Genomic DNA, 25,997 nt, shown 5'->3' with positions numbered 1-25,997 from the left:
TAAATCGGGGGGGGGCCTACCAGCCCCTGCCGGGGGGAAACGTTTCAAAACGGGCGGGGGGGTTGCCGGGCCGGTTCGGCCGGCAACCCGCTTGCCGTTTGACGACTACCTGATGATCAATGCGTGGCTTGCGGAACGTCGAGGATCAGGATGATGGTCCAGTCGGCATCGCCGTCGTGGTGATACTGCCGTTCCGCGACGATGAACGGCTGCTGCTTGCCATCCGGTCCAAGAAACAGCACGTCGCCTTCCATCGGCAGGCACTCGACGGGCGGCAGCGCCAGAAACGCCTCCTGACCGCCGCGCGGCATCAGTTTTTCGATTTTGCGAGATGCTGCTTCAGTCCATTCGATATCAAGCTGGATGTTGCTCATGCTGTCCTCCGCACCAGGGTGCGCACGGGTTAGGGATTCCGGCTGGGCGCCGGTCGGTGCGCGACTTTAGCACACCGTCAGGCGCGCGCCGCAGGGCTTAAGCGGCATGTTCGGGGCTGGCCGGCGCGCCGGCCTGCTGCGAGGCTCGCAAGTTTTCCGCCAGACCTTTCGGAAGACCACGCGCCAAACCATTAGACAACAAAAAAGCCGAAACCGGCGATGCTGGCTTCGGCTTTTCACCATCGCGGCGCGGCCGCGGGTGAGTCGGGTGAACGGTGCTTAGGAGCCGGCGTCGGCCTTGGGCGCCTTTTTGTGATGCGGGGCGCCCTTGTGGTGTTTCATCGGTGCGGCCGGTGCGCTTTCCATTGCTTGCTGGCGGTTTTGCAAATCTTGCGCGCGCTGCTCGACGTCGGCGGCCTTGGCCGGATCGGTGCTCATCATGACGCCGTTGTCCTGCGCATAAGCCGCGCCCGTTACGGCACTGAGGGAAACCAGGATCGCCAGGGACACTTTCTTCATTACTACCTCCGCAGAGTGGTTGTGGACCCGAGTACTTGCCTGTCCAGACGGAAAGACAATGCATTCTAGTCAGCAATATCCGCTCCAGCGGACGGATTTGTAAGTGCGATGACAATTCGTTACATCTTGTTACGCCGAGCGCGGTCGCGATGCGGACTGACTTCGCGAATAAGTCGCGATCATGTTTCGTCACTGATCCACAACCTTCGCATTTCTAAATAAATGGCTTTTCAATGCCATCTGGATTCTAGAACCACCCGATTGCGCGATAGACGTGAAATTGTGCGATGCCAATCAACTCATGCAACGCGATCTCCGCACTCACCAGATTGTCATACCGAGGCAGTACACCAAGACGTGCGCGCCGCGCGTTCGAGATCATCGGTTGTGGCGCGAGGCCGAAGCGGTGGAAGTCGAGCAGGGCGCGCGGCATCTGATAGGCGGAGGTAACGAGGATCAACGAATCGTAACGTGAGCCCTCCAGAATGGCGGATACGTTGCGCGCGTTCTCATAGGTAGTGAGGCTCCTGTTTTCCAGCACGATATCCGCGCGCGGCACCTGCTCACGCAACAGATATGGCAAATAGGTATCGGCTTCCGTCGCGGGGTGCCGCTGCGGATTGCCGCCGCTCACGATCACACGGCATATGGCCGCCGCGCGTTTGCAGGCGGCATAGTTGTCGGCACTCGCCGAGATGCGCGCGATCACGTCGCGCGGAGGCACGAGCGTGTGGTCGTCCACGTAGGTCGTGCCGCCGCCGAGCATGATGATCGCGGTGCGCGGCGCGAACCGGGCGGGCGTATCGGTCTGCCAGCGCGGTTGCGCCAGATACAGCAAAGGCGCGGTGAGCCAGCCGGCGGCGAGCAGCCAGAACAGGGCAACCGTGCAGACGGCGAGCGGGCGCCTGGCGCGCTTCCATAGCACGATTGCTGCAAAAAAAAGCGCTAATAAAGTGAATAGAATCAATTTAAATGGGGTAACGTATGTCTTTCGGGACAAATCTATGGGCTTGCTATCGCGCCGCAGCGGTTGCATCGTCGGCTCGTAGGCAGAACGCTAACATGCCGTTCAGACGGGGGTTCCGAAAACGAGACCAGGCAGCACCTGGCGGAATTCGACTGCGACAATCGCAGCCAGCTTCCAGCCAAGGGCGGGTGCCAAGCGCGTCACTGGTGGCGCGGTGACGTGTTGGGCATGGATGTGTCATAGCTGCACTTTAAGAAAGAAGTGAGATGACCACGTATTCCAACGAAGCGGTACTTGAAGCGCTGCGGCGGGCGCAATATCGCCAGGTCCCATGGGCCAGAAGACCGGGCGTCTTCCAATATCTTCGCGCACTGGGCTTGATGGACACCGTTCGGCAGCGCACTGTCGCACCGGCTCCGGGTTTCCACGCACCGGTCGACATTGCCGTGCTGACTGAGCGCGGTAGAGCGGAATTCGCGCGGCTTGCACACGACGAGCGCCTGCTCAGTTGGACCGCACAGCGAATGAACGACTACGTCGTCGCCACAGCCGACACGCGGCCCACTGCCGCGCTCGAAGTCCGGCCATAAGTCCGGCGGGCTGCCAGGCGTACCTTTCCAGCCGCTTGACGCGGCTGGCGGTGATCCCATTTCTGCGTCCGTCTGGCTTCTAGCGGGTAATCGCACAGCACACTCTGCCGTGTCGGGCGTCTTGCGCGCCCGTACGCGCATACATTTCGCATCCGCCCGAGACGCGCAAAAAAAAGCCCGTATCGCGAGGATACGGGCGTACCGGAATTACTACTGCCACGCTGTGCTAATGGCGTTAAATCAGACTGCCATTTGGCGGGGTGGTTCCCCCAATTAACTAAAAGCACACCTTGGCGCGCGAGCACATAACGAACCGTTTTCGCGAACCGTTTCCGCGCTCACGCTGGCTGACCGCCGACCAAGCGCTGACCAAGCGCTGACTAATTAACGCCGGCGCGTCGGATCCTGCCGCGGCGCCTCCGGCCGCGTGCGCACGTTACTGGCGATATCGCCACGCAAGTCTCCGCGCGGCGCCGGCGGCGTGAAGTCGCGGCCACGCGTATCGCTTTGCTGCCAGGCTTCGAGGGTAGCCGGACGATCCGGCCGCCAGTTCCATGCCTGTTGGCGCTGCTGAGCAAGCGCCGGTGCGGCCATTGATGAAACGACAATGCCGCACAGAAGCAGTGACATTGGTTTCATGCTGAGCTCCCGTCAAGCCGATCGACTCAAGGCCTGTTTGCATACGTATAAGGTATGCGCAGTCGCGAAAGCACGCTGTAAGTAATAGTAAATGGATGTTTCACCCGCAACTATCGCGCTGCTTCAGACATCTGAAGCAGCGCACAGTTAGCTGGGTGTAGCAGGAGGGGACGACTGCATTGGGCGCGCCGAGGAGCGGTGCCCATGACAGATGCGGCGAGCGCAGACCAGCGGCGCGCGTCGACCTGGATCGGATAAACGCCGGGTGCCCGCAAGCGCCCGGCGGTCAAACAGTTCGCGTCAGGCCATCTTGACCGGAGCGCGCCACGATTCCGGATTGGTCCAGAATGCGCCGCGCAGGCGGTCACGGCTCGGCGGTGCCGGCGGTTTGGCTGCGGTTGCGCCGATACGGCCGCGCAGCGAAATTTCACGGCCGCTCGTGCCGAGTCGCTTAACTATTTCGGCGAGCGTACCATCGGCTTGCCACTCGTCGAAGCGACGGCGGCAAGTCGGCGGCGACGGATAGCGGCCCGGCAGTTTGGACCAGCCTTCGCCCGTCGACAGCACCCACAGCACGGCGTTGACAACCGCGCGCGCTTCCACGCGTGGTCGACCGCGCCGTTCGCTCCGTGCTGGCTCCGCACAGAACAACGCCTCGACCAGCGCCCACTCGTTGTCTCTCAAATCGTCGAACAGCATCATGTTTCACCTCAGCGAAGCTAACTCCGGTGCGCTGCCCCGCGCCGCGCACTCTCCATGCACTCGATAGGCGAGTGCCAAGGAGGGTCGGGCTTGCCACGGTCTGCTATGCAGTCAGAATCATGGCGCCGACCCTTGTGTGCATGTAAATGCAGGAAGTGTGCCAAGTTGAGTCCAACCGCCTGAAAGCCCCATGACAGCGGGCCAGCGCGGGCGCTAGCTAGGGGCGTATAAGAATCCAAAAAACCCATCTCGCAAATCGGGACAATCACCAATCTTGTGCAATCAGGCCCGGCCAGCGTGCGTTTGCGCCTTATTGCTGCATTGCAGCGCAATGACTAAAACCGATTGTGGTGCTGCCTTTCGCCTTACAATACGCATCAAATGATGCAATTGATGAGGTCGGTAAATGAATGTCACGCTGCGGCAGCTAAGGGTTTTCATTGAGGTCGCCCGTCTGCAAAGCTTCAGCCGGGCGGGCGATGAAATCGGCCTGACGCAGTCAGCGGTCAGCCGCTGCGTGCGCGAACTGGAGGGCGAGATCGGTCTTAAGCTGATCGATCGCACGACCCGCGAGGTGCAACTCACGGATGTGGGCGGCAACCTGGTGTCGAGCGTGTCGCGTCTGCTCTCGGATCTGGACGACGCGCTGCGCGAGATCCGCGAAATCGGTGAACAGCGCCGCGGGCGCGTGGTGGTGGCCGCCAGCCCGACGGTGGCGTGCCGGCTCATGCCGCGCGTGGTGGCCGCCTGCGGCCAGCAGTTTCCCTACGTCGCACTGGGCCTGCGTGACGACGTGCAGAGCGACGTGGTCCGCAAGGTCAAGTCGGGCGAGGTCGACTTCGGCGTGATCATCGGCCCGTTCGCCGCAGACGATCTGCTTAGCGAATCGCTGATGACGGATTCGTTCTGCGTCGTCACGCGCGACGATCATCCTCTTGCCGCCCAGCAGCGGGTCGCGTGGACGGACCTGGAAGGTCAGCAACTGGTGATGCTCGACTACGCATCGGGCAGCCGGCCGATCATCGACGCCGTGATGCAGGAATATGGCGTGAGCGCCACGGTGGTGCAGGAGCTGGGGCATTCCGCGACCGTTTTTGGGCTGGTGGAGGCGGGCGTCGGCGTGAGCGTGCTGCCGTGGCTGGCATTGCCGCTGCCGGCGGGCGCCTCGCTGGTGGCCCGGCCGCTGGTGCCGCGCGCCGAGCGTACGGTCGAACTGGTGCGGCGGCGCGACCGCTCGCTCTCGCCGGCTGCGGAGGCGGTGTGGGGGCTGATCCGTCAATTGCCGGGGCGGGCGGAGGATTTGGGCTAGTAACGATGGCGCTGCCTGCCTCGCCGCCCCCAGAAGGAGCGCCAAGCTAAACTGTCGCCTCCGCTGCATTTCAATTCATGCCATCCACCCGTCTGGAAGTCTCGATGAGCGAAACGGATTCGTTTTTCCCTGCTATCCCCAATGCGCGCGACGCCGTGCGCGACCTGCGTCCTTCGCAGATTCGCGAAGTCGCCAACGCCGGTTTCGGCGTCGACGACGTGCTGCCATTCTGGTTCGGCGAGTCCGACCGCGTGACGCCGGCGTTTATCCGCGACGCGGCCAGCGCGTCGCTCGCCGCGGGCGCGACGTTCTACACGCACAATCTCGGCATCGCGCCGCTGCGCGCCGCGCTGGCGGGCTACGTCAGCAAGCTGCACGGCGCGACATCGCCGGAGCACATCGCGGTGACGAGCGCGGGCGTGAATGCGTTGATGCTTGCTGCGCAGCTCGTGGTGGGCGCGGGCGACCGCGTCGTCGCGGTTACGCCGCTCTGGCCGAATCTGGTCGAGATTCCGAAGATTCTCGGCGCGCACGTCGAAACCGTCGCACTGGGCTACGGCGAACGCGGCTGGCAGCTCGACCTCGAGCAACTGCTCGCGGCGTTGACGCCCGACACGAAGATGTTGCTGATCAATTCGCCCAACAATCCGACCGGCTGGGTGATGAGTCGCGACGAGCAGCGCGCGGTGCTGGCGCACTGCCGGCGCCACGGTATCTGGATCGTGGCGGACGAAGTCTATGAGCGCCTCTACTATGCGGACGCCAACGCCAACGCCAACGCCAACGCCAACGGCAACGCCAACGCCAACGCCAACGCCAACGCCGCGCCCTCGCTCACCGCGCCGTCGTTCCTCGACCTGGCTACCCGCGACGAGCGCGTAATTTGCGTCAATTCCTTTTCCAAGGCATGGCTGATGACGGGCTGGCGGCTCGGCTGGATCGTCGCGCCCGCCTCGTTGATGGACGATCTGGGCAAGCTCGTCGAGTACAACACCTCGTGCGCGCCGGCCTTCGTTCAGCAAGCCGGCATCGCGGCCATCGAGCAGGGCGAAGCCTTCACGCAGGAACTGGTGCTGGACCTGAAGGCGTCGCGCGATCATCTGGTGCGCGCGCTTTCCACGGTGCCGGGGGTGGACGTCAAGGCGCCGCCCGGCGCGATGTACCTGTTTTTCTCGATGCCGGGAGCCTCGCGCAGTCTGGAGCTATGCAAGGCAATGGTGCGTGAGGTGGGGCTCGGCGTGGCGCCAGGCAGCGCCTTCGGCCCGCAGGGCGAGGGCTTCGTCCGCTGGTGCTATGCCTGCGACACGGCGCGGCTGGACGCGGGCGTCGAGCGCCTGAAGCGGTTCCTCGCGAGCCACACGACTGACCGCTGAGCGCCTGCCGCAAGGTGGCCGCGCAAAACACTATTGAGCAAACCGGGAGAAGAACAACCGAAGAAAGCGGGTTTCCGTCCAATTAAGCCCGCTTTTTCACTAAAGCACGCCCGCCAAGGCGAGGCCGGAAAATGCGCGGGGGATTTCATCTTTACGCACTGATTGTTTTTGCGTAATATGGCGCTCAGTCACGCGATTCCTTTCAGGAATATCGCTGCTCCGTCCGGCTGGGTTTGGTTCGATTGTCTGTTTCGCCTCCCCCCGGTGCGTGCTCCCATCAATATGACCGATCAGAATCGGGCGAGCGCGTCTTCAGTTCCACATCGTCTGTTTGATCCGGTTCTTTGACCACAGGGTCTGACCTAGCTGCATGAATACCCAAGAGGCGAAGATCGTCCTCGAGACTGCCTTGATCTGCGCGCAGGAGCCGTTAAAGCTCGGCGAGTTGCGCAAGCTCTTTGCCGACGGCGTGTCGGCAGACACCGTTCGGAATTTGCTCGAAGACCTCAAGCAGGATTGGTCTGGGCGCGGTGTGGAGTTGGTCGGGCTGGCGTCGGGCTGGCGGTTTCAAAGCAAGCCCGCAATGCGTTCGTATCTGGATCGCTTGCATCCTGAGAAACCGCCGAAATATTCGCGCGCGGTGCTCGAAACGCTCGCGATCATTGCATACCGGCAACCGGTCACGCGTGGCGATATCGAAGAAATTCGCGGCGTCACGGTGAATACGCAAGTCGTCAAGCAGCTCGAAGACCGCAACTGGATCGAAGTGATCGGTCATCGTGACGTGCCGGGCCGTCCCGCGCTGTACGCGACGACGCGGCAGTTTCTCGACGACCTCGGGCTGAAAGCGCTCGACGAATTGCCGCCGCTCGCGGACCCGTCGGCGCAGTTGAACGCGGATCTGCTCGGCCAGCATGCGATCGAGTTCGCGGACGCGGACGCCGCGCAAGCGTTGGCGTCGGGCGAAGAGGGCACGCTCGAAGAGCCGGTGGATTCCGGCGTGGTAGATGAAAGTGCCGCTGCGGGCGAGGTTATCGACTCGGCCGCTAGTGGTGAACCTCAGGCTATTGCTAAGGCCGTGGGCGAAGCGCCGCAGTTCGATGCCGTAGAGGCGGACGCCGTTAGCCATGCCGGTGCCAACCAGCTCGAAACATCAGGCGAGGCGCCCGGAGCGGAAATCGCTGACGGATTCGCTGAATTGCATCAAAAGCAGTACGCTGAGCCGATGGAAGCAGCGCAGGCGGCCGAAGCGACTGACAGCGCAGTGGAAATCGCACCCGCATCCGGCTTGCATCCGGACGCAATGGGTGAGCCAGCCGCGCAGGATCATGCTGAAACGGCGCACGCGGAAAACGTTGCACCGCAGACCGGCACCGCCGGGTCCGCACAGAATCACGATCCGGTCTCCCAGACCGATCCGGCAATACCCGCGCACGACTCGGGCGTACTCCGCAATACGGAGCACGCCGCCGAGCCGAACCCGACCAAGGCGGCGCACGGCGATCCTGAGGATCGTCGCGATGCGGCGCAGGACGCGGGCGTTCTGACCGACGACGAACCTGAGTCGCGCAGCGCCTGACGTAACCGAACTTTTTTTGCCACGCCCGCAACGGGCGTGCGCGACCTGACATTTTGAGGTTGTTTTGACACATACCCACGACACCGATTCGTCCGAATCCGAGCGCGCCGTGCCGTCGGCTCGCGCTGACGAAACGCGCACCACGCAAGCGTCGGCAGGCGAGGGCGAGCGCCCGGCGCAGACCACGGAAGCAGATGGTGAAGACCGTCCGCGCCGCGGCCTGCGTCGCGGTCCGCGCAGCCTGATCGCCCGGCGCCGCGCCGGCGCGAAGACGAAGGGCGCCGAAGGCGGCCCCGCGCAAGAGGCGCCGGTTGTCAGCGAGGCGCCGCCGGACGGCGAGGTCGTCGCGCAAGTGCGTATGCCGCGCAAAGATGCCGGCGCGAAGGGTCAGGGGTCACGCCGCAATGCGGGCGGCGGGCGGCGCGAAGGCGCACCGCGTGAAGGTGCGCCTCGTGAGGGTCAACGCGAAGGTGCGCCTCGTGAAGGTCAGCGCGAGCGTCAGCCGCGCGAAGGCGGCCAGCGTCAGAACCGCCGCGGCGGTGAAGCGCCGGCGGCTGCGGCGGAAGCCGGTCAGGACGATCTGTTCTCGTACGTCACATCGCCCGCGTTCGACGCGGACAACAGCGCCACCGGTGGCGTGCGCGCGCCGATGCTGCGCCGTGGCAAGCCGGCCGCGCCCAAGCGCGTGCTGGCAGCGGATGACGACGCACCGAAGTTGCACAAAGTGCTGGCCGAGGCAGGCATGGGTTCGCGTCGCGACATGGAAGAGCTGATCGTCGCCGGCCGCGTGTCGGTAAATGGCGAGCCGGCTCACATCGGCCAGCGCATCATGCCGACCGACCAGGTTCGCATCAACGGCAAGCCGGTCAAGCGCAAGCTCGCCAACAAGCCGCCGCGCGTGCTGCTTTATCACAAACCGACCGGCGAAATCGTCAGCCATGCCGATCCGGAAGGCCGTCCTTCGGTGTTCGACAAACTGCCGCCGATGAAAACCGCCAAGTGGCTCGCGGTCGGCCGTCTCGACTTCAACACGGAAGGTCTGTTGATGTTGACCACGTCGGGCGATCTGGCGAACCGTTTCATGCACCCGCGTTACAGCGTCGAGCGTGAATATGCGGTGCGGGTGGTCGGCGAACTGGCGGAAGGCATGCGCCAGAAGCTGCTGCACGGCGTCGAACTGGACGACGGCCCGGCGAACTTCCTGCGGATTCGCGACGGCGGCGGCGAAGGCACGAATCACTGGTATCACGTCGCGCTCGCCGAAGGGCGTAACCGCGAAGTGCGTCGTATGTTCGAAGCGGCCGGCCTGATGGTCAGCCGCCTGATCCGCACCCGTCACGGCCCGATTTCGCTGCCGAAGGGCCTCAAGCGCGGCCGCTGGGAAGAGCTCGAAGACAACCAGGTGCGTGCGCTGATGGCGTCGGTGGGCCTGAAGGCGCCGACCGAAGATAAGGGCAACCGCCGTGAAGCGCCGGAGCGTAAGCAGCCGGATCCGATGCAGACGTCGATGGGCTTCATCAACCGTGAGCCCGTGTTGATGTCGCATAGCCGTTTCGAACAGCAGCAACCGCGCGGCCAAGGCCGCCGTGGTGCGGCGGGTGGTGGATTCGGTGGCGGTGCGAGCGGCGGCGGCTTTGGCGGTGGCGGTTACGGCAATCGCGGTGCCGGCCGCGGCGCGAGTGGGCTCGGCGGTCCGATGGGCGGCGGTGCGGGCGGCCCGCGCGGCGGGCGGGAGGTCGATGGTAATCGTGCGCCGTCGGGCAATGGCAATCGCGCGGCCGGCGGCAAGCGTCCCGGCGGTGCGGGTGCCAATCCCGGCAATGGCGGCGGTAGCCGCGGGCCGGGCGGCAATCGCGGTGGCAACGCCAACCGCGCGGGTGGCGGCAATGCCAACCCGGGCGGCGCCAATCGCGGCGGTGGCGCGCCGCGCGGCCGTTCGCGCGGCCGTTAAAGTAAGCGAGTCATGCATGGCGGCCGGCCGCTGAATCGTTTTTCAACGATTTTCGTGAGTCGCCGCCGTGGTCGATCGACGCGCTCTCCAGGTTTCGCGTTGCTTTGCAATTTTCTTGCGGCACATAAAACCGCAGCGTGGACGGAAGTGGGGGCAGATTTCACTTGCCCGGCTTGTCCGGCGTGGATCCGAGGCGGCCCGAGCCGTCTTGCAAAAGGCCTGAACGGCCGCCATATCGTGGAAAGATTCCCGTGAAATCAAGCTGAAATGCGCGTTGGGCGGCGCTTTGCGGTTTGCGTTTGTCCTGAAAAATGGCTACAATCGCGAAGTCGCTGGGCGTGCGGCTTTTTATGTGCGGCTCAGGTGCGACCACCGGTAATAAGATGATGGGCGTTTAGCCCATTTTTTTTTGCCGCTCAGTTCTCAGTGGTTCGGCATCTCGGGTAGCACGAACGTGCGCCGGCTTGGCGCGCGGCCCGCATTGGTTGTTTGCAGAACAGGCGGCAGGCTCGCTGCGCGAACATCTAAGAGGGCATTGTGCAACTGACGGAACTGATTGAAACCACGGTCGTGGGACTCGGCTACGAGCTCGTCGACTTCGAGCGCACCGGGCGCGGCATGATGTGTATCTATATCGACCAGCCGGCCGGCATCGCGATCGAAGACTGCGAGAAAGTCACGCGTCAGCTCCAGCACGTTCTGACGGTCGAAAATATCGATTACGAGCGGCTTGAAGTGTCGTCGCCGGGTCTCGACCGCCCGCTGAAGAAACTGGCGGATTTCGAACGCTTCGCAGGCAGCGAAGTGGTAATCACATTGAAAAAGCCATTGGACGGACGGAAATCGTACCGGGGCATCCTGCATGCTCCGCAAGGCGAGACGATCGGTCTGGAATTTGAAGGGAAGGAAGGCGCCGCGATGCTCGATTTCACGCTCGCGGACATGGACAAAGCACGCCTCGTTCCGAAAGTTGACTTTAGGAGCCGCAAACAATGAGTCGCGAAGTGTTGATGCTGGTGGATGCGCTGGCACGCGAGAAGAATGTCGACAAAGACGTGGTATTTGCCGCGCTCGAAGCGGCTCTCGCTTCGGCCTCCAAGAAACTCTTCGAAGAAGATGCGGATATCCGCGTCCATATCGACCGTGAAAGCGGCGAGCACGAAACGTTTCGCCGCTGGAAAGTGGTGCCGGACGAAGCCGGTTTGCAGGAACCGGATCAGGAAATTCTGCTGTTCGAAGCACGCGAACAGAAGCCCGAGATTCAACTCGACGAGTTCATCGAAGAACCGGTGCCGTCGATCGAATTCGGCCGGATCGGCGCGCAGGCTGCCAAGCAGGTGATCCTGCAGAAGGTGCGCGACGCCGAACGCGAACAGATCCTGAATGACTTCCTCGAGCGCGGCGAGCACATCATGACCGGCTCGGTGAAGCGCCTGGATAAGGGCAACTTCATCGTCGAAACCGGCCGTGTTGAAGCGCTGCTGCGCCGCGATCAGCTGATTCCGAAGGAAAACCTGCGCGTGGGCGACCGCGTGCGTGCCTATATCGCGAAGGTCGATCGCACCGCGCGCGGTCCGCAGATCGAACTGTCGCGTACGGCGCCCGAATTCCTGATGAAGCTGTTCGAGATGGAAGTGCCGGAAATCGAGCAAGGTCTGCTGGAAATCAAGGCGGCCGCGCGGGATCCGGGCGTGCGCGCCAAGATCGGCGTGGTCGCGTACGACAAGCGCATCGATCCGATCGGCACTTGCGTCGGCATCCGCGGCTCGCGCGTGCAGGCGGTGCGTAACGAGCTCGGTGGCGAAAACGTCGACATCGTGCTATGGTCGGAGGATCCCGCTCAGTTTGTGATCGGCGCCCTCGCGCCGGCAGCCGTCCAATCGATCGTCGTCGATGAAGAAAAGCATTCGATGGACGTCGTCGTAGACGAAAACGAACTGGCGGTCGCGATCGGCCGCAGCGGCCAGAACGTGCGTCTTGCCAGCGAACTCACCGGCTGGCAGATCAACATCATGACGCCGGACGAATCTGCGCAAAAGCAGAATCAGGAGCGCGGCGTACTGCGTGACCTGTTCATGGCGCGTCTCGATGTCGACGAAGAAGTGGCCGACATCCTGATCGACGAAGGCTTTACGAGCCTCGAAGAGATCGCTTATGTGCCGCTCAACGAAATGCTCGAAATCGAAGCATTCGACGAAGACACCGTTCACGAACTGCGTAACCGCTCGCGCGACGCACTGTTGACGCAGGCAATCGCGAATGAAGAAAAGGTCGAAAATGTAGCACTCGACCTGAAGAGCCTGGACGGCATGGACGCCGACCTGCTCGCCAAGCTGGCCGAACATCAGATCCAGACGCGCGACGAACTCGCCGAACTGGCTGTGGATGAACTGGTCGAGATGACCGGAATGGAAGAGGATGCCGCTAAGGCGTTGATCATGAAAGCACGTGAACACTGGTTCCAGTGAGAAATGACCATGGCGCACTAAATTGAAGCGGCCGTCAGGCCGCATGACCCGATGCTAACCGCAAGGAATCGGTCCTTGCATTAAGAGGAATGAATGGCGAGTAACAACGTAGCCCAATTTGCCGCGGAACTGAAAATGCCTGCAGGCGTGCTGCTTGAGCAGCTGCAGGCAGCAGGCGTCACAAAAGCGAGCGAAGACGACAGCTTGTCCGAAACGGACAAGGCGCGTCTGCTCGACCACTTGCGCAAGTCTCACGGCTCGACTGATGCTGACAAGCGCAAGATCACGCTGACGAAACGGCATACGTCGGAAATCAAGCAATCCGATGCGACGGGCAAAGCTCGCACCATTCAGGTCGAGGTGCGCAAGAAGCGCACTTTCGTCCGCCGCGACGAAACCTCCGCCGAAAACGGAGATGCATCGAATCATGTGGCCGAGGCCGACGTCGACGATCTCGAACTCCAGCGTCGTGAAGAGGAAGCTCGTCACGAAGCCGAACTGCTCGAAAAGCAGGCTCAGGAGTTGAAGGCGCGCCAGGAACAACTCGAACGCGAAGAAGCGGAACGTCAGGCGCGTGAAGCGGCTGCCGAAGCCGAGCGTCGCCGTGCGGAAGAAGAAGCAGCGAAGAAGCGCGCAGCGGCCGAGGCGGCGGCTCGCGAGCAGCAGGCACAGGCTGCGAAGCCGGCGCAAGCCGCGCAACCGGCGGCCGCGAAGGCCGAGCCGGTGGTGGCTAAGGCCGCGGAACCGGTAGTCGCCAAAGTTAACGAGCAGGACGACGAGCGCGCAGCTGCAGAGCGTGCCGCGCAACGCGAAGCCGCGAAGAAGGCGGAAGACGCGGCGCGTCAGGCTGCTGAGAAAGCGCGTGCCGAGCAGGAAGAAATCGCCAAGCGTCGTGCAGCGGCTGAAGCCGAAGCACGTGCGATCCGCGAAATGATGAACACGCCGCGCAAGGCGCAGGTCAAGGCGCCGGAACCGGCACCGAAGCCCGCCGAGCCGGCCAAGGCCGCGGAAGCCAAGGGCACGCTGCACAAGCCGGCGCGTCCGGCGGGTGAAGCAGCGGCACGTCCGGTGGCCAAGAAACCGGCTGCTGCGGCTCCGGCTGCCACGACCACGCCTTCCGCCGGCGACAAGAAGAAGCCGGGCGGCGGCAAGGGCGGCTGGCAGGACGACGCAGCGAAGCGCCGCGGTATCAAGACGCGTGGCGATTCGAGCGGCGGTGTCGATCGTGGCTGGCGCGGTGGCCCGAAGGGCCGCGGCAAGCATCAGGATCAAAGCACCACGTTCCAGGCGCCGACCGAACCGATCGTGCGTGAAGTGCACGTGCCGGAAACCATCACGGTCGCCGATCTGGCGCACAAGATGGCGGTGAAGGCGTCGGAAGTCATCAAGTCGATGATGAAGCTCGGCCAGATGGTCACGATCAACCAGATGCTGGACCAGGAAACGGCGATGATCATCGTCGAAGAACTGGGCCACCACGCGGTTGCGGCCAAGCTGGACGATCCGGAAGCCATGCTGGTCGAAGGCGAAGTGTCCGATGCGGAAGCACTGCCGCGTCCGCCGGTCGTCACGGTCATGGGTCACGTCGACCACGGCAAGACGTCGCTGCTCGACTACATTCGCCGCGCCAAGGTCGCAGCGGGTGAAGCGGGCGGCATTACGCAGCACATCGGCGCTTACCACGTCGAAACGCCGCGTGGCGTCATCACCTTCCTCGACACGCCGGGCCACGAAGCCTTTACGGCTATGCGTGCTCGCGGTGCGAAGGCAACCGACATCGTGATTCTGGTGGTGGCTGCCGACGACGGCGTGATGCCGCAGACGAAGGAAGCTATCGCCCACGCGAAGGCAGGCGGCGTGCCGCTCGTTGTCGCGATCAACAAGATCGACAAGCCGGATGCGAATCCGGAGCGCGTCAAGCAGGAACTCGTCGCTGAAGGCGTCGTGCCGGAAGAATACGGTGGCGATTCGCCGTTCGTGTCGGTGTCGGCTAAAACCGGCGCGGGCATCGACGATCTGCTCGAAAACGTGCTGCTGCAAGCCGAAGTGCTGGAACTGAAGGCACCGGTCGAAGCGCCGGCCAAGGGTCTCGTCATCGAAGCGAAGCTCGACAAGGGTAAGGGTCCGGTTGCAACGATCCTGGTCCAGTCGGGTACGCTGAACCGCGGAGACGTGGTGCTGGCAGGTAGCGCTTACGGTCGCGTGCGAGCCATGCTCGACGAAACCGGCAAGCCGACCAAGTCGGCCGGTCCGTCGATCCCGGTTGAAATTCAGGGTCTGTCGGAAGTCCCGCAAGCTGGCGAAGAAGTCATCGTCATGCCGGACGACCGCAAGGCGCGTGAAGTCGCGCTGTTCCGTCAAGGCAAGTTCCGCGACGTCAAGCTGGCCAAGCAACAGGCGGCGAAGCTCGAGAACATGCTGGAACAGATGGGCGAAGGCGAAGTGGCGTACATGCCGCTCATCGTCAAGGCCGACGTGCAAGGTTCGCAGGAAGCGCTGGTGCAGTCGCTGCTCAAACTGTCCACCGACGAAGTCCGCGTGCAGATCGTGCACGGCGCCGTGGGTGGCATCAGCGAGTCCGACGTCAACCTTGCAACGGCTTCGAAGGCTGTCATCATCGGCTTTAACACCCGTGCGGATGCGCAGGCTCGCAAGCTGGCGGAAGCCAACGGCGTCGATATTCGCTACTACAACATCATCTATGACGCAGTGGATGACGTGAAGGCCGCGATGTCGGGCATGCTGGCACCGGAGAAGCGCGAAGTCGTGACGGGTACGGTCGAAGTGCGTCAGGTCTTCAAGGTACCGAAGATCGGCGCGGTGGCCGGTTGTATGGTCACGGACGGTTTCGTCAAGCGTTCGTCGTCGGTGCGCGTGCTGCGCAACAACGTCGTCATCTTCACGGGTGAGCTCGATTCGCTCAAGCGCTTCAAGGACGACGTGAAGGAAGTCCGTCAGGGCTTCGAGTGCGGTATGTCGATCAAGAACTTCAACGATATCGTCGAAGGCGATCAGTTCGAAGTCTTCGAGATCACCGAAGTCGCGCGTTCGCTGTAATTCACGCGGCACGGCTCAAAGGGGCGGAGCGGGCTTTAACGCCCGCTCCGCCCGTTGTTTTTGGCGCCGCACGTTGTTACGCGTGATTGCCGCGCTCGGCGCCACGCTTTGCTGTCGTGCTTTGCTGCTGTGCGTTGGTTGCCGCGCGTTTGTTCCCGCGCTTTTGTTCCCGGTTTACCGCGCTCTTTCGCGCTCTGACGCCGGTCGCCGCGTAACAGCCCGCTGTCGAGCTTCCGGTTCTCCCGGCCGCCTGAATGCCGCCCGGAAGAAAAGCCCGCACCGCGCTAGCGCGAACCATTTTTTGCATCCGTTAAAGCGGATCACATCACATCACACCATGCCTAAAAAACGTTCTTCCCCCAATCGCAACGTGCAGATCGCCGATCAGATCCAGCGCGATTTGTCCGAGCTGCTGCGCGAGGTCAAGGATCCGCGCATCGGCATCGTCACGATTCAAAGTGTCGAGCTGACGCCGGACTACGCGCACGCCAAGGTCTACTTCACGACGCTCACGGGCGATCCGCAACAGACGCTCGAAGCGCTCACGCATGCGGCCGGGCATCTGCACAATCAGCTGTTCAAGCGCCTGCATATCCACACCGTGCCGACGCTGCATTTCCATTACGACAAGACGATCGAGCGAGCCGTCGAAATGTCGCGTCTGATCGACGAGGCGAACGCGAATCGCGCGAAAGAAGACTGAGGGCGCTGTAGCCGAGGCTCTCGCCGCGATGCCTGAGTGGCTCTGCGCTCAGCGCTGTTTTCCGTCGCTGTTTTCCGTATTTATCGAAGATTTCGTCCCTCCGACATGACCGCATCTCAACGCCCCCGCGTGCCGCGCCGCGCGCTCGACGGCGTCCTGTTGCTCGACAAGCCGCTCGGCCTGTCGAGCAACGACGCGCTGATTCGCGCGAAACGTCTTTATCTGGCAAAAAAAGCGGGCCACACCGGTACGCTCGATCCGCTCGCGACTGGCTTGCTGCCGCTTTGTTTCGGCGAAGCCACGAAGTTTTCGCAAGACCTGCTCGAAGCCGACAAGACGTATGAGGCCACCATGCGCCTCGGCATTCGCACGACCACCGGCGACGCCGAGGGCGAAGCCATCGACACGCGCGAAGTGACCTGCGACGAGGCGGCGATTCAAGCGGTTCTGCCCACATTCCTCGGCGAAATCACTCAGGTTCCGCCAATGTATTCGGCGCTCAAGCGTGACGGCAAGCCGCTGTACGAATATGCGCGTGCCGGCCAGACGGTGGAGCGGGAAGGGCGCCAGGTGACGATCCTGAAGCTCGATTTGCTCAGTTGCGCGTTGCCGGACGTGACGTTTCGCGTGACCTGCAGCAAGGGCACCTATGTGCGCACACTGGCCGAGGATATCGGCGAAGCGTTGGGTTGCGGCGCGCATCTGGTGGCGCTGCGACGCACGGGCGTTGGCGCGCTGACGCTTGAAAATTCGGTGACGCTCGACGCATTGTCCGATGCAACGGAAGGCGAGCGCGACGCGTGGCTGCAACCGGTGGACGCATTGCTGTCCACTTTCCCGCTCGTCCAGTTGAACGAAGACGCGACGCGCCGCTTCCTGCACGGTCAGCGGTTGAAACTGTCCGAACTGGATATCACAGGCGAAGCATTGAATGCGCCGCGCGTTCGGGTGTATGCCGCGCAGGGGCGTCTGCTGGGTGTCGCGAAGCAAGGCGAGGGCGTGCTGGCGCCGGAACGGTTGGTCGTCACTACGGCGAGCTGAAAGCCTTCTGGACGGTGGGCAGCGTGCGTGATGCGCATACCCGATCGAAGGTGCAGAAAAAAAGGCGGGACCGCTCGATAGCGGTCCCGCCTTTTTTCATATCGTTTGCCGAGGCAACCGGCGCGGAAAACTTAGTGCGCCGCCGCGGCCGCCGCACCCGCGTCACCACCGGCGCGCTCAGGCCTCGTGATCCAGATCAGCGCAATTAGCGCGACGAAGATACCAGCGGACACGAAGAACAGATCGTTCACACCCAGTTGCGCGGCCTGCTGCGTCGCCATCGAGTTGAACAGGCCATAAGCCTGCGGTTGACTGAAGCCCGCCGCGCCCATTTGCCGGATCGACTGGTCGAACACCGGGTTGTACGCGTTGGCCTGCTCGGCCAGTTGCGCATGATGCATGATCGAGCGGTGGTCCCACGCGGTCTGGAAGATCGACGTGCCGATGCCGCCGCACATGATCCGCACGAAATTCGACAAGCCCGACGCCGCCGGAATCCGGTTACCCGGCAGCCCTGACAAGGTAATCGACACCAGCGGGATGAAGAACCCGGCCATGCCGATCCCCTGAATCAAGGTTGGCACCAGCAGCGAGTACGTATCGACGCCGGTGGTATAGCGCGAACGCATCCAGAAACACAGCGCGAACACGAGAAACGACAAGGTCGCGATATAGCGCGGATCGGTACGCGGCAACACCTTGCCCGTGATCGGCGACAGCAGCACGGCGAACAGGCCGACCGGCGCCATGACGAGGCCGGCTTCGGTCGCCGTGTAGCCGATATCGGTTTGCAGCCACAGCGGCAGCAGCACGAGATTGCCGAAATAGAGCCCGTAACCGATCGACAAGGCGACCGTGCCGCCCGTGAAGTTGCGACGGCTGAAGAGCGAGAGGTCGACCACCGGATGCTCGGCCGTCAATTCCCACACGATGAAGAACGCCAGCGCGATCACTGCGACCAGCGCCAGTACGACGATGGTGGTCGACGAAAACCAGTCGAGATCCTTGCCTTTGTCGAGCATGACCTGGAGCGAGCCGACCCAGACGATCAGCAGACCGAGCCCGACGCCGTCGATCGGCGCTTTTCTGATGACGGAATCGCGGTTGCGGAAGATCATCCACGTCGCCACGGCGGCAATCGCGCCGACCGGAATGTTGACGTAGAAAATCCACGGCCACGAGATGTTGTCCGAAATCCAGCCGCCGAGAATCGGGCCCGCCACCGGCGCGATCAGCGTGGTCATGGCCCACATGGATAGCGCCATGGGGGCCTTGGCGCGTGGATAGCTCGCGAGCAGCAGCGTTTGCGACAGCGGGATCATGGGACCGGCCACCGCGCCTTGCAACACGCGCGAAGCGAGCAGGAACGGCAGCGTCGGCGCGAGGCCGCACATCCACGACGAGATCACGAACAGGATGATCGACGCCATGAACAGGCGCACCTGGCCGATGCGGTCGGTCAGCCAGCCGGTGAGCGGCACGGAGATCGCATTGGCGACCGCGAACGAGGTGATGACCCACGTGCCTTGGTCGGACGACACACCGAGGTCGCCGGAAATCGACGGAATCGATACGTTCGCGATCGACGTGTCGAGCACGTTCATGAAGACGGCGAGCGACACCGCGATGGTGCCGATCACCAGTTGCGCGCCCTCGAGCGGCGGGTGAGGGACTTGCGCCTGAGCCTGAGCCATTAAGGAAGCCTTGTCTGATTCGTCACTCGGCTTACATCAGTTTCGCGGCGGCAGGCTTCGCGCTGCCGGCCTGGGCCGACTTCTGCGAGCCGCCGTTCGGGCCTGCGTTTTCCGAAATGATGCGGGCGATTTCCGCGTCGGCCTCGTCACCGTACTTTTCGAACACGTTGGTCTGATAGACCGTGTTCGGCGCCTGACCGAGCTGGCCGCCGTTGTCGTCCTTGATGCTCACGTCAGCCTGCATCGACAGGCCGATGCGCAGCGGGTGCTGTTCGAGTTCCTTCGGATCGAGCGCGATCCGCACCGGCAGACGCTGCACCACCTTGATCCAGTTGCCGGTCGCGTTCTGCGCGGGCAACAGCGAGAACGCCGAACCCGTGCCGGCCGAGAAGCCGACCACCTTGCCGTGATACACCACCGACGAGCCGTACACGTCGGCCGTCAGTTCGACCGGCTGGCCGATGCGCATGTGCTTGAGCTGCACTTCCTTGAAGTTCGCGTCGACCCACACGCCGCCGAGCGGCACGATCGCCATGAGCGGAGTGCCCGGCGAGACGCGCTGGCCGACCTGCACCGAGCGTTTCGCCACGTAGCCCGTGACCGGCGCCGGCAGGTTGTTACGCGCGTTGTTCAGGTATGCGTCGCGGACCTTCGCGGCGGCGGCCTGCACGTTCGGGTGATTCGCGATCGTGGTGTTGGCGGTCAGCGCGCGGTTCGACGCCAGTTGCTGCTGGGCGGCGTCGACGGCGGCTTGCGCGCTCTTCACGGCGTCGCGGGCGTGCGAGATTTCTTCCTGCGACACGGCGCCGGTTTGCGCAACCGTCATACGGCGCTTCAGGTCGTCCTGGGCGCGCGACAGGTCGGCCTGACGCACGGCGACTTGCGCCTGATATTGATTGTCGTCGGCGAACAGGCCGCGCACCTGGCGCACCGTCTGCGCCAGATTGGCCTCGGCCTGTTCCAGCGCGACGCGGGCGTCGGCCGGATCGAGCACGACGAGCGGGTCGCCGGCCTTCACCGTCTGGGTGTCGTCCGCGTTCACGGCGACGACCGTGCCGGTGACTTGCGGCGTGATCTGGACGACGTTGCCATTCACATACGCGTCGTCGGTGTCTTCGTGAAAACGCGCGACGAGGAAGTAGTAAAGGCCGTAAGCGATCGCGGCGATCAGGATCACGATGACGAGCAGCGTCATCATGCGCTTGCGTTTGCCGTTATTCGCCGATTGTGCCGGTTGGGTGTTAGCCGCGGGCTGCTGGGGGGTGCTCATTGATGTGCTCCGGGTTCTCTCAAGCGTCGTCGTTTATTCGGATGTTCGTGCGAGTGTTCGTTCTGGCCGTGGTTCGCGCGCTCAATTTGCCGCTGCGGTCGCGGCGGTGGCCGATGCCGGGGCATCGGTCGGCACCACGAGGCCGGTTTGCGTCGCGTCGAAACCGCCGCCGAGCGCCTTGATGAGGCTGATCTGCATGTCGCGGCGGCGCATCTTCAGGCTGGTGACCGTCTGCTCAGCGGCGAGGCGGTTCTGGTCGGCGGTCAGCACCTGCAACTGCGGTGACAAGCCGGCCTTGTAGCGGATCACCGCCAGCTGATATGCCTTGGTCGATGCGTCGAGCGCGCGCTGTGCGTCGCCTTGCTGCTGGTCGATCGACTTGATCGACGACACTTGCGTCGCGACATCCGAGAGCGCGTTGATCAGCGTCTGGTTGTAGTTCGCCACATCGAGGTCGAAGTCGGCATAACGGCCTTTCAGTTGCGAGCGCAGCGCGCCGGCGTCGAAGATCGGCAGATGAATCGCCGGGCCGAATTGCATCTGGCGGCTGCCGGCCTTGAGGAAGCGGCCCCAGCCGAACGCGTCGAAACCGAAGCCGGCCGCGAGGTTCACGTCCGGGAAGAATTCGGCCTTGGCTTCCTTCACGTCGTGCATCGCGGCTTCGACCTGCCAGCGGGCGGCGACGATATCCGCGCGGCGCGCCACGAGGTCGGCGGGCAGATTGTTCGGCAGCGCCACGACGTCGCCCTTGGTCAGCGTGGGTTCGGCGATCTGCAGGCCGCGATCCGGACCCTTGCCGAGCAGCGCGCCCAACTGGTAGCGCACGACCGTGATCTGGCCGTCGAGGTCGGTCAAATTGGCCTGGGTGGTCGCGATGTTGCCGTTCGCGGTTTGCCGCTCGACATTGGTGTCGAGGCCGGCGGCCACGCGGCCGTTGGTGATGCGGCCGATATCCTGGCGGTTGGCGATTTCGCGCGCGGCGATGTCGCGCAACGCGTACAGCTGCGCGAGCTGGTTGTACGTGCTGGCCACCGACGCCGCGAGCGTGACGCGCGCCTGCTGCATGTCGGCCTCAGCGGCCTTTTCCTGCGACACGGCCTGGCCGAGACGCTGGCGATTCTTACCCCACAGGTCCAGATCCCACGACGCGCTCGCGAGCACATTGTTCTCGCTATACCAGGTGCCGCCGTACGGAGGCGGGTAGAGCGCGTTTTCGGAGAAGAGCTCGCGGGTCCACGAGTAGCTGGCGTTGGCCTTCGGATAAAGGGCCGCGCGCGAACTCTCGATATAGGACGAGGCTTTGGCGAGCCGCGCCTGGGCTTGCGCGATCGACGGGCTGCCTTCCAGCGCTTCCGCGATCAGCTTGGGCAGTTGCGGGTCGCCGAACTGGTTGGCCCAATCGAGCGACGGCCACTGGCCGCTCTGAGCGGGCAGGCTCTGCGCGGACTCGTACTGGGCCGGCGACGACATCTGCTTGTCGCTTTTCATGCCGATGTAGTTCGCGCACCCTGTGAGGGCGAGCACCGTCACCGCGGCGGCGACAGCGGCCCGGCTCGAAAGCGCGGGCGCGGACAGGGAAAGGGATTTCATCGCTCGACTCTTTGAGTGAATTGTAATGATGGACGCTGCAAGCAATTTCTTACGATTTACTGTCAAAATTGCTTGCTGCATCACGGGTTAGTCCCGTTTGGTCGCCGGAATTGAGGAGCACGCGGCGCAGCATGCTCTTCAGAAAACCTACTTCTTCCGGGGTGAAGCCGCCGAGCAGGTTGTCCATCACGCCGGTGAAAATAGCCGGCATTCTGGCGGCGATCGCGAGACCTTCCGGCGTCAGCGCGAGGCGCACGACCCGGCGGTCTTCGTTGCTGCGCACCCGTGTGAGCAGGCCGCGCTTTTCCAGCCGGTCGATCAGACGCGTGATGGCGCTTGCGTCGATGCCATATTCACGCGCCAGTTCGGCCGCCAGCAGGCACTTGCCGCTCGCCACCATGAACAGGATGCTGCCTTGCTGGCTGGTGATGCCCAACTCGGCCATGCTGCGCTGATTGACCAGGTTCGACATGGTCGATTTCACTCGCGAGATCAGGTAGCCGACGCTTTCGCCTAACTGGTACTCACTGATGACGTCCGGCGTGGGTGTGGAAGACGGCTCGGTCATGATTCTCGTGCGAATGCAATGGTTGACTAGGCAGGATTATAGTGGGCGGTTGGTTGACGCGGCAAGTGTTATTACAGCTTAGGCAAAGGTCTATTCCATCTCAAGACAAGGTCCGCGCGATTTTGCGTAGGGTTTTGCCGCCCCTTACACTTTATTTCCGGCGCGCCGCTACGAGGAAGACGGCGGGCTTATCAGGGAATACCAGAAAGCTTCATTTGCGCGTGCTATAATGTTGGGTTCCCAAAAGTGCGCTTTGGGCTTTGTTGGCTTCGTACACAATGCTGCTCTGCTGGCGCACTCAACTGTCTCCAGGTTCCTATGACTCGCGCCCTACGCAACATCGCCATCATTGCCCACGTCGACCACGGCAAGACCACGCTCGTCGACCAGCTCCTCCGTCAAACCGCCACGTTCCGTGACAACCAGCAGATCGCTGAGCGGGTGATGGACTCGAACGACATCGAAAAAGAACGTGGCATCACGATTCTTTCCAAGAACTGCGCGGTCGAGTACGAAGGCACGCACATCAACATCGTCGACACCCCGGGCCACGCGGACTTCGGCGGTGAAGTGGAGCGCGTGCTGTCGATGGTCGACTCCGTGCTGCTGCTGGTCGACGCCGTTGAAGGTCCGATGCCGCAAACGCGCTTCGTGACCAAGAAGGCGCTGGCGCTCGGCCTGAAGCCGATCGTCGTGATCAACAAGGTGGACCGGCCGGGCGCGCGGATCGACTGGGTGATCAACCAGACGTTCGACCTGTTCGACAAGCTCGGCGCAACCGACGAACAACTCGACTTCCCGATCGTCTACGCATCGGGTCTGAACGGCTACGCAGGCTTGACCCCGGACGTGCGCGAAGGCGATATGCGCCCGCTGTTCGAGGCTGTGCTGCAACACGTGCCGGTCCGTCCGGCCGATCCGGAGGCGCCGCTGCAACTGCAGATCACGTCGCTGGACTATTCGTCGTATGTCGGCCGTATCGGCGTCGGCCGTATCACGCGTGGCCGCATCAAGCCCGGCATGGCGGTCGCCGTCCGTTCGGGTCCCGACGGCGCGATCCTGAACCGCAAGATCAACCAGGTGCTGTCGTTCAAGGGTCTGGAGCGCGTGCAGGTCGACTCGGCTGAAGCCGGCGACATCGTGCTGATCAACGGTATCGAAGAAATCGGCATTGGCGTGACCATCTGCGCACCGGAACAACCGGAAGCGCTGCCCATGATCACCGTCGACGAACCGACGCTGACCATGAACTTCCTCGTCAATTCGTCGCCGCTGGCCGGCCGCGAAGGCAAGTTCGTCACGAGCCGTCAGATCCGTGACCGCCTGATGAAGGAGCTGAACCACAACGTCGCGCTGCGCGTGAAGGAAACCGGCGACGAAACCACGTTCGAAGTGGCGGGCCGCGGTGAGCTGCACCTGACCATTCTGGTGGAAAACATGCGTCGCGAAGGCTACGAGCTGGCCGTGTCGCGTCCGCGCGTGGTGATGACGGAAGTCGACGGCGTGAAGCACGAGCCGTACGAAAACCTGACGGTCGACATGGAAGACGGCCACCAGGGCGGCGTGATGGAAGAGTTGGGCCGCCGTAAGGGCGAAATGCTCGACATGGCGTCGGACGGCCGTGGCCGTACGCGTCTCGAATACCGTATTTCGGCGCGCGGCCTGATCGGCTTCCAGTCGGAATTCCTCACGCTCACGCGCGGCACGGGCCTGATGAGCCACACGTTCGACTCGTATCAGCCGGTGCGCGAAGGCGCGGTCGGCGAGCGTCGCAACGGCGTGCTGATCTCGCAGGACGACGGCGCGGCAGTCGCGTACGCCTTGTGGAAGCTGCAGGATCGCGGCCGTATGTTCGTGTCGCCGGGCGAGCCGCTGTACGAAGGCATGATCATCGGCATTCACAGCCGTGACAACGACCTGGTCGTGAACCCGATCAAGGGCAAGCAGCTGACCAACGTGCGTTCGTCGGGTACGGACGAAGCGGTGCGCCTCGTGCCGCCGATCCAGATGTCGCTGGAATACGCGGTCGAATTCATCGACGACGACGAACTGGTCGAAGTCACGCCGCAATCCATCCGTCTGCGCAAGCGTTATCTGAAGGAACACGAGCGCCGCAGCGCGAGCCGTAAGGGCGCGGTGGACTGAGTGAATGGCACGTGCGCTTGAGGTGCTGCTGTTACTGACCTCGGCGCCGCGTGGATAAAAAGAAGCCGTTCCGGACTTGTCCGGAACGGCTTCTTTCATTTGGGCGGCGGCCGGGACAGGTTACATTTGTCGGCCGTGATTCGTGCTTTGTGTGAGTTGAGGTTTAGAGTTGGGTGTGGTGGAGTCCAAAGTGTTGCAGCAATTCATTGGTCTCGGGCAGAACGACGCCGGGTGGGGCAACTGTGGTGATCGGCGCTGCTGAGCCCCAATCACGTGCTGTGGGCGGTGTATAGAAATTAACGCTATCCGGGGCGACCACGTATCCATCCTCTGAGAATGCTGTACCTAGGTAATTGCTCAAAGAGTTTTGCATATCCGCAAGGTTGCTATACGTGAAGGCGCCGTTGTTCGGATCGAAAAGTGTGTACTGGCTCCCGCCCGGAAGATGCTGTATGGCTAACGCGTGTCCGTATGGCTCCGATGCCATCGAGTCAGCGTGCCGGATGCCTAAACGTACGTATGCGAGGCCGCCTTCAGGCATGGTGTTGCCATCGAAGGAATGGATCAATCCGTCGATGCGGGTCGAGCGATCAGTCCTGCCGTCGGGGTTGAAATTAGTGCTCGACGACTGGCGATAGTTAGCGAGTGGCGGGAGCCTGGACCCTCTCTGGAAACCGTCGATACGGTCATAAATGCCCCCGTCGTTTGACGCTGACAGGGTGTCCATATCCCTGTTCATATTGCGGATAGCGGCCGGCAAGGTGTCGGGGGCGGAGGCGCCATCGGTCGCGCGATCAACGCGGCGCATGGCTTCGAAAACAACGCCTTGGCAACTGCCCTTCCCATCGGGGCCGTTTCTCGTCCTGGCGTGGTAGGCCTGATCGAATCTTTCGTGCGATGTTGCATCGTGGAGAAGCTCCTCTCCGCCTCTGCATTCCCGGAAGTGGGACCCGCTGCAGGCGCCCAGCACCTGGCCGCGTTTTTCCCGATCCAGTGTCTGATCGGCGCCCGGCCCTTGTTTCGCAGGGTCGGTCGGTCCGTTGCCGATCGCGCCCGGTGTCGGATCGACGGAGCGCTCATGTCGCGGTGTGCGCCTGTCCCCGGGCAAAATCTGGCCCGGGAACACCGCTGGTGTCTGTGCCGGCGTTTTCGGTGCGAAAGACGTGCTGTCGGAAACCTGTTTCTGCATAACTGCGCTCATGCTCTGGACAGTGAGTCCCATTAGGTCATTCCTTTGGAAAATCGTAAAAACACCATGAAAGTAACGGCATACCGATACGCATCGCTTCCTTTGATAAGCCGCGATCCTCTCGTCGGCCTTTCAATGCCGGAACCGTATTGCGTGCATGCAGTCTGTGGAAAACGTCACCGGGCAGGGTATTGAGCAGCCACTACATCCGAGGTGGCCAGAAGGTGCCGGTGTCCGCGGCCTCGTCTTGTTGACGCACCACGGCGAAC

At 63.0% G+C, this 25,997-nt stretch carries 19 protein-coding genes and 2 pseudogenes; 11 read left to right on the top strand and 10 right to left on the bottom strand.

Features of this window, described 5'->3' with window-relative positions; all coding sequences use genetic code 11:
* Window positions 1–116: 116 nt before the first annotated feature.
* The 3 genes from P0D70_RS22040 to P0D70_RS22030 all read right to left on the bottom strand — a co-directional run bounded on the left by P0D70_RS22040 (window position 117) and on the right by P0D70_RS22030 (window position 1,860).
* A complete protein-coding gene (locus P0D70_RS22040) occupies window positions 117–374 on the bottom strand; it encodes a hypothetical protein (RefSeq protein ID WP_007182306.1) in 258 nt (85 codons plus the stop codon).
* Window positions 375–653: 279 nt separating this feature from the next.
* Window positions 654–893, bottom strand: a complete 240-nt coding sequence (locus tag P0D70_RS22035; protein WP_408186035.1) for a hypothetical protein — start codon at window positions 891–893, stop codon at window positions 654–656.
* 247 nt (window positions 894–1,140) lie between these two features.
* Complete coding sequence (locus P0D70_RS22030) at window positions 1,141–1,860, bottom strand: YdcF family protein (RefSeq protein WP_408186034.1); 720 nt, start codon at window positions 1,858–1,860, stop codon at window positions 1,141–1,143.
* 266 nt (window positions 1,861–2,126) lie between these two features.
* Between P0D70_RS22030 and P0D70_RS22025 the strand changes: the two genes are divergently transcribed.
* Window positions 2,127–2,450, top strand: coding sequence for a hypothetical protein (locus P0D70_RS22025; RefSeq protein ID WP_091794922.1), 324 nt, complete (start codon window positions 2,127–2,129; stop codon window positions 2,448–2,450).
* 384 nt (window positions 2,451–2,834) lie between these two features.
* Here P0D70_RS22025 and P0D70_RS22020 read toward each other — a convergent pair whose 3' ends face one another.
* On the bottom strand, window positions 2,835–3,089 hold the full coding sequence (locus tag P0D70_RS22020; RefSeq protein WP_408186033.1) for a hypothetical protein: 255 nt from the start codon (window positions 3,087–3,089) through the stop codon (window positions 2,835–2,837).
* A gap of 303 nt (window positions 3,090–3,392) precedes the next feature.
* Window positions 3,393–3,788: pseudogene (locus P0D70_RS22015) on the bottom strand (transposase); the annotation flags it as partial.
* 409 nt (window positions 3,789–4,197) lie between these two features.
* On the opposite strand from P0D70_RS22015, the gene P0D70_RS22010 reads away from it, so the two are divergent.
* From P0D70_RS22010 to truB, 9 genes are all read left to right on the top strand, one after another.
* Window positions 4,198–5,100, top strand: a complete 903-nt coding sequence (locus tag P0D70_RS22010; RefSeq protein ID WP_408186032.1) for a LysR family transcriptional regulator — start codon at window positions 4,198–4,200, stop codon at window positions 5,098–5,100.
* A gap of 104 nt (window positions 5,101–5,204) precedes the next feature.
* Window positions 5,205–6,473 carry a pyridoxal phosphate-dependent aminotransferase gene (locus P0D70_RS22005; protein WP_408186031.1) on the top strand — a complete coding sequence of 423 codons (1,269 nt, stop codon included), beginning with the start codon at window positions 5,205–5,207 and terminating at the stop codon, window positions 6,471–6,473.
* A 370-nt stretch (window positions 6,474–6,843) separates the two neighbouring features.
* A complete protein-coding gene (gene scpB, locus P0D70_RS22000; RefSeq protein WP_408186030.1) occupies window positions 6,844–8,052 on the top strand; it encodes an SMC-Scp complex subunit ScpB in 1,209 nt (402 codons plus the stop codon).
* A 64-nt stretch (window positions 8,053–8,116) separates the two neighbouring features.
* Window positions 8,117–10,003: a 23S rRNA pseudouridine(2605) synthase RluB gene (gene rluB, locus P0D70_RS21995; RefSeq protein ID WP_408186029.1), complete on the top strand. Its 1,887-nt coding sequence runs from the start codon at window positions 8,117–8,119 to the stop codon at window positions 10,001–10,003.
* Between the two features lie 537 nt (window positions 10,004–10,540).
* Complete coding sequence (rimP, locus tag P0D70_RS21990; RefSeq protein WP_064269683.1) at window positions 10,541–10,999, top strand: ribosome maturation factor RimP; 459 nt, start codon at window positions 10,541–10,543, stop codon at window positions 10,997–10,999.
* Complete coding sequence (gene nusA / locus P0D70_RS21985; protein WP_095419677.1) at window positions 10,996–12,471, top strand: transcription termination factor NusA; 1,476 nt, start codon at window positions 10,996–10,998, stop codon at window positions 12,469–12,471. The genes rimP and nusA overlap by 4 nt, the downstream gene beginning before the upstream one ends.
* A gap of 93 nt (window positions 12,472–12,564) precedes the next feature.
* Window positions 12,565–15,528 (top strand): translation initiation factor IF-2, encoded by a 2,964-nt coding sequence (gene infB / locus P0D70_RS21980; protein WP_408186028.1) that lies wholly within the window; start codon window positions 12,565–12,567, stop codon window positions 15,526–15,528.
* A gap of 337 nt (window positions 15,529–15,865) precedes the next feature.
* Window positions 15,866–16,231 (top strand): 30S ribosome-binding factor RbfA, encoded by a 366-nt coding sequence (gene rbfA / locus P0D70_RS21975; protein ID WP_042324072.1) that lies wholly within the window; start codon window positions 15,866–15,868, stop codon window positions 16,229–16,231.
* A 105-nt stretch (window positions 16,232–16,336) separates the two neighbouring features.
* The gene (gene truB / locus P0D70_RS21970) at window positions 16,337–17,272 is read left to right on the top strand and encodes a tRNA pseudouridine(55) synthase TruB (RefSeq protein ID WP_091794900.1); all 936 of its coding nucleotides are present in this window, start codon (window positions 16,337–16,339) and stop codon (window positions 17,270–17,272) included.
* Between the two features lie 131 nt (window positions 17,273–17,403).
* On the opposite strand, the pseudogene P0D70_RS21965 reads toward truB, so the two are convergent.
* The 4 genes and pseudogenes from P0D70_RS21965 to P0D70_RS21950 all read right to left on the bottom strand — a co-directional run.
* Window positions 17,404–18,996: pseudogene (locus P0D70_RS21965) on the bottom strand (DHA2 family efflux MFS transporter permease subunit); the annotation flags it as partial.
* 1 nt (window position 18,997) lies between these two features.
* The gene (locus P0D70_RS21960) at window positions 18,998–20,236 is read right to left on the bottom strand and encodes an EmrA/EmrK family multidrug efflux transporter periplasmic adaptor subunit (RefSeq protein WP_091794894.1); all 1,239 of its coding nucleotides are present in this window, start codon (window positions 20,234–20,236) and stop codon (window positions 18,998–19,000) included.
* A gap of 81 nt (window positions 20,237–20,317) precedes the next feature.
* Complete coding sequence (locus tag P0D70_RS21955; protein ID WP_091794891.1) at window positions 20,318–21,826, bottom strand: efflux transporter outer membrane subunit; 1,509 nt, start codon at window positions 21,824–21,826, stop codon at window positions 20,318–20,320.
* A 49-nt stretch (window positions 21,827–21,875) separates the two neighbouring features.
* Window positions 21,876–22,394: a MarR family winged helix-turn-helix transcriptional regulator gene (locus P0D70_RS21950; protein WP_091794887.1), complete on the bottom strand. Its 519-nt coding sequence runs from the start codon at window positions 22,392–22,394 to the stop codon at window positions 21,876–21,878.
* 318 nt (window positions 22,395–22,712) lie between these two features.
* On the opposite strand from P0D70_RS21950, the gene typA reads away from it, so the two are divergent.
* A complete protein-coding gene (gene typA / locus P0D70_RS21945; RefSeq protein ID WP_091794884.1) occupies window positions 22,713–24,539 on the top strand; it encodes a translational GTPase TypA in 1,827 nt (608 codons plus the stop codon).
* 163 nt (window positions 24,540–24,702) lie between these two features.
* Here typA and P0D70_RS21940 read toward each other — a convergent pair whose 3' ends face one another.
* The gene (locus P0D70_RS21940) at window positions 24,703–25,761 is read right to left on the bottom strand and encodes a hypothetical protein (RefSeq protein ID WP_408186027.1); all 1,059 of its coding nucleotides are present in this window, start codon (window positions 25,759–25,761) and stop codon (window positions 24,703–24,705) included.
* Between the last annotated feature and the right edge of the window lie 236 nt (window positions 25,762–25,997).

The sequence above is a fragment of the Paraburkholderia sp. RL17-381-BIF-C genome, from assembly GCF_046026435.1.
Lineage (GTDB): Bacteria > Pseudomonadota > Gammaproteobacteria > Burkholderiales > Burkholderiaceae > Paraburkholderia.
The sequence above is the reverse complement of the archived record's forward strand: the minus strand, read 5'-3'. Positions and strand labels throughout refer to the sequence as shown.

Excerpts from the sequence above, each read along its gene's own strand:
- P0D70_RS22040 (WP_007182306.1), bottom strand. The coding sequence starts at position 374 with ATGAGCAACATCCAGCTTGATATCGAATGGACTGAAGCAGCATCTCGC.
- P0D70_RS22035 (WP_408186035.1), bottom strand. The coding sequence starts at position 893 with ATGAAGAAAGTGTCCCTGGCGATCCTGGTTTCCCTCAGTGCCGTAACG.
- P0D70_RS22025 (WP_091794922.1), top strand. The coding sequence starts at position 2,127 with ATGACCACGTATTCCAACGAAGCGGTACTTGAAGCGCTGCGGCGGGCG.
- P0D70_RS22020 (WP_408186033.1), bottom strand. The coding sequence starts at position 3,089 with ATGAAACCAATGTCACTGCTTCTGTGCGGCATTGTCGTTTCATCAATG.
- P0D70_RS22010 (WP_408186032.1), top strand. The coding sequence starts at position 4,198 with ATGAATGTCACGCTGCGGCAGCTAAGGGTTTTCATTGAGGTCGCCCGT.
- P0D70_RS22005 (WP_408186031.1), top strand. The coding sequence starts at position 5,205 with ATGAGCGAAACGGATTCGTTTTTCCCTGCTATCCCCAATGCGCGCGAC.
- scpB (WP_408186030.1), top strand. The coding sequence starts at position 6,844 with ATGAATACCCAAGAGGCGAAGATCGTCCTCGAGACTGCCTTGATCTGC.
- nusA (WP_095419677.1), top strand. The coding sequence starts at position 10,996 with ATGAGTCGCGAAGTGTTGATGCTGGTGGATGCGCTGGCACGCGAGAAG.
- infB (WP_408186028.1), top strand. The coding sequence starts at position 12,565 with ATGGCGAGTAACAACGTAGCCCAATTTGCCGCGGAACTGAAAATGCCT.
- rbfA (WP_042324072.1), top strand. The coding sequence starts at position 15,866 with ATGCCTAAAAAACGTTCTTCCCCCAATCGCAACGTGCAGATCGCCGAT.
- truB (WP_091794900.1), top strand. The coding sequence starts at position 16,337 with ATGACCGCATCTCAACGCCCCCGCGTGCCGCGCCGCGCGCTCGACGGC.
- P0D70_RS21960 (WP_091794894.1), bottom strand. The coding sequence starts at position 20,236 with ATGAGCACCCCCCAGCAGCCCGCGGCTAACACCCAACCGGCACAATCG.
- P0D70_RS21955 (WP_091794891.1), bottom strand. The coding sequence starts at position 21,826 with ATGAAATCCCTTTCCCTGTCCGCGCCCGCGCTTTCGAGCCGGGCCGCT.
- P0D70_RS21950 (WP_091794887.1), bottom strand. The coding sequence starts at position 22,394 with ATGACCGAGCCGTCTTCCACACCCACGCCGGACGTCATCAGTGAGTAC.
- typA (WP_091794884.1), top strand. The coding sequence starts at position 22,713 with ATGACTCGCGCCCTACGCAACATCGCCATCATTGCCCACGTCGACCAC.
- P0D70_RS21940 (WP_408186027.1), bottom strand. The coding sequence starts at position 25,761 with ATGGGACTCACTGTCCAGAGCATGAGCGCAGTTATGCAGAAACAGGTT.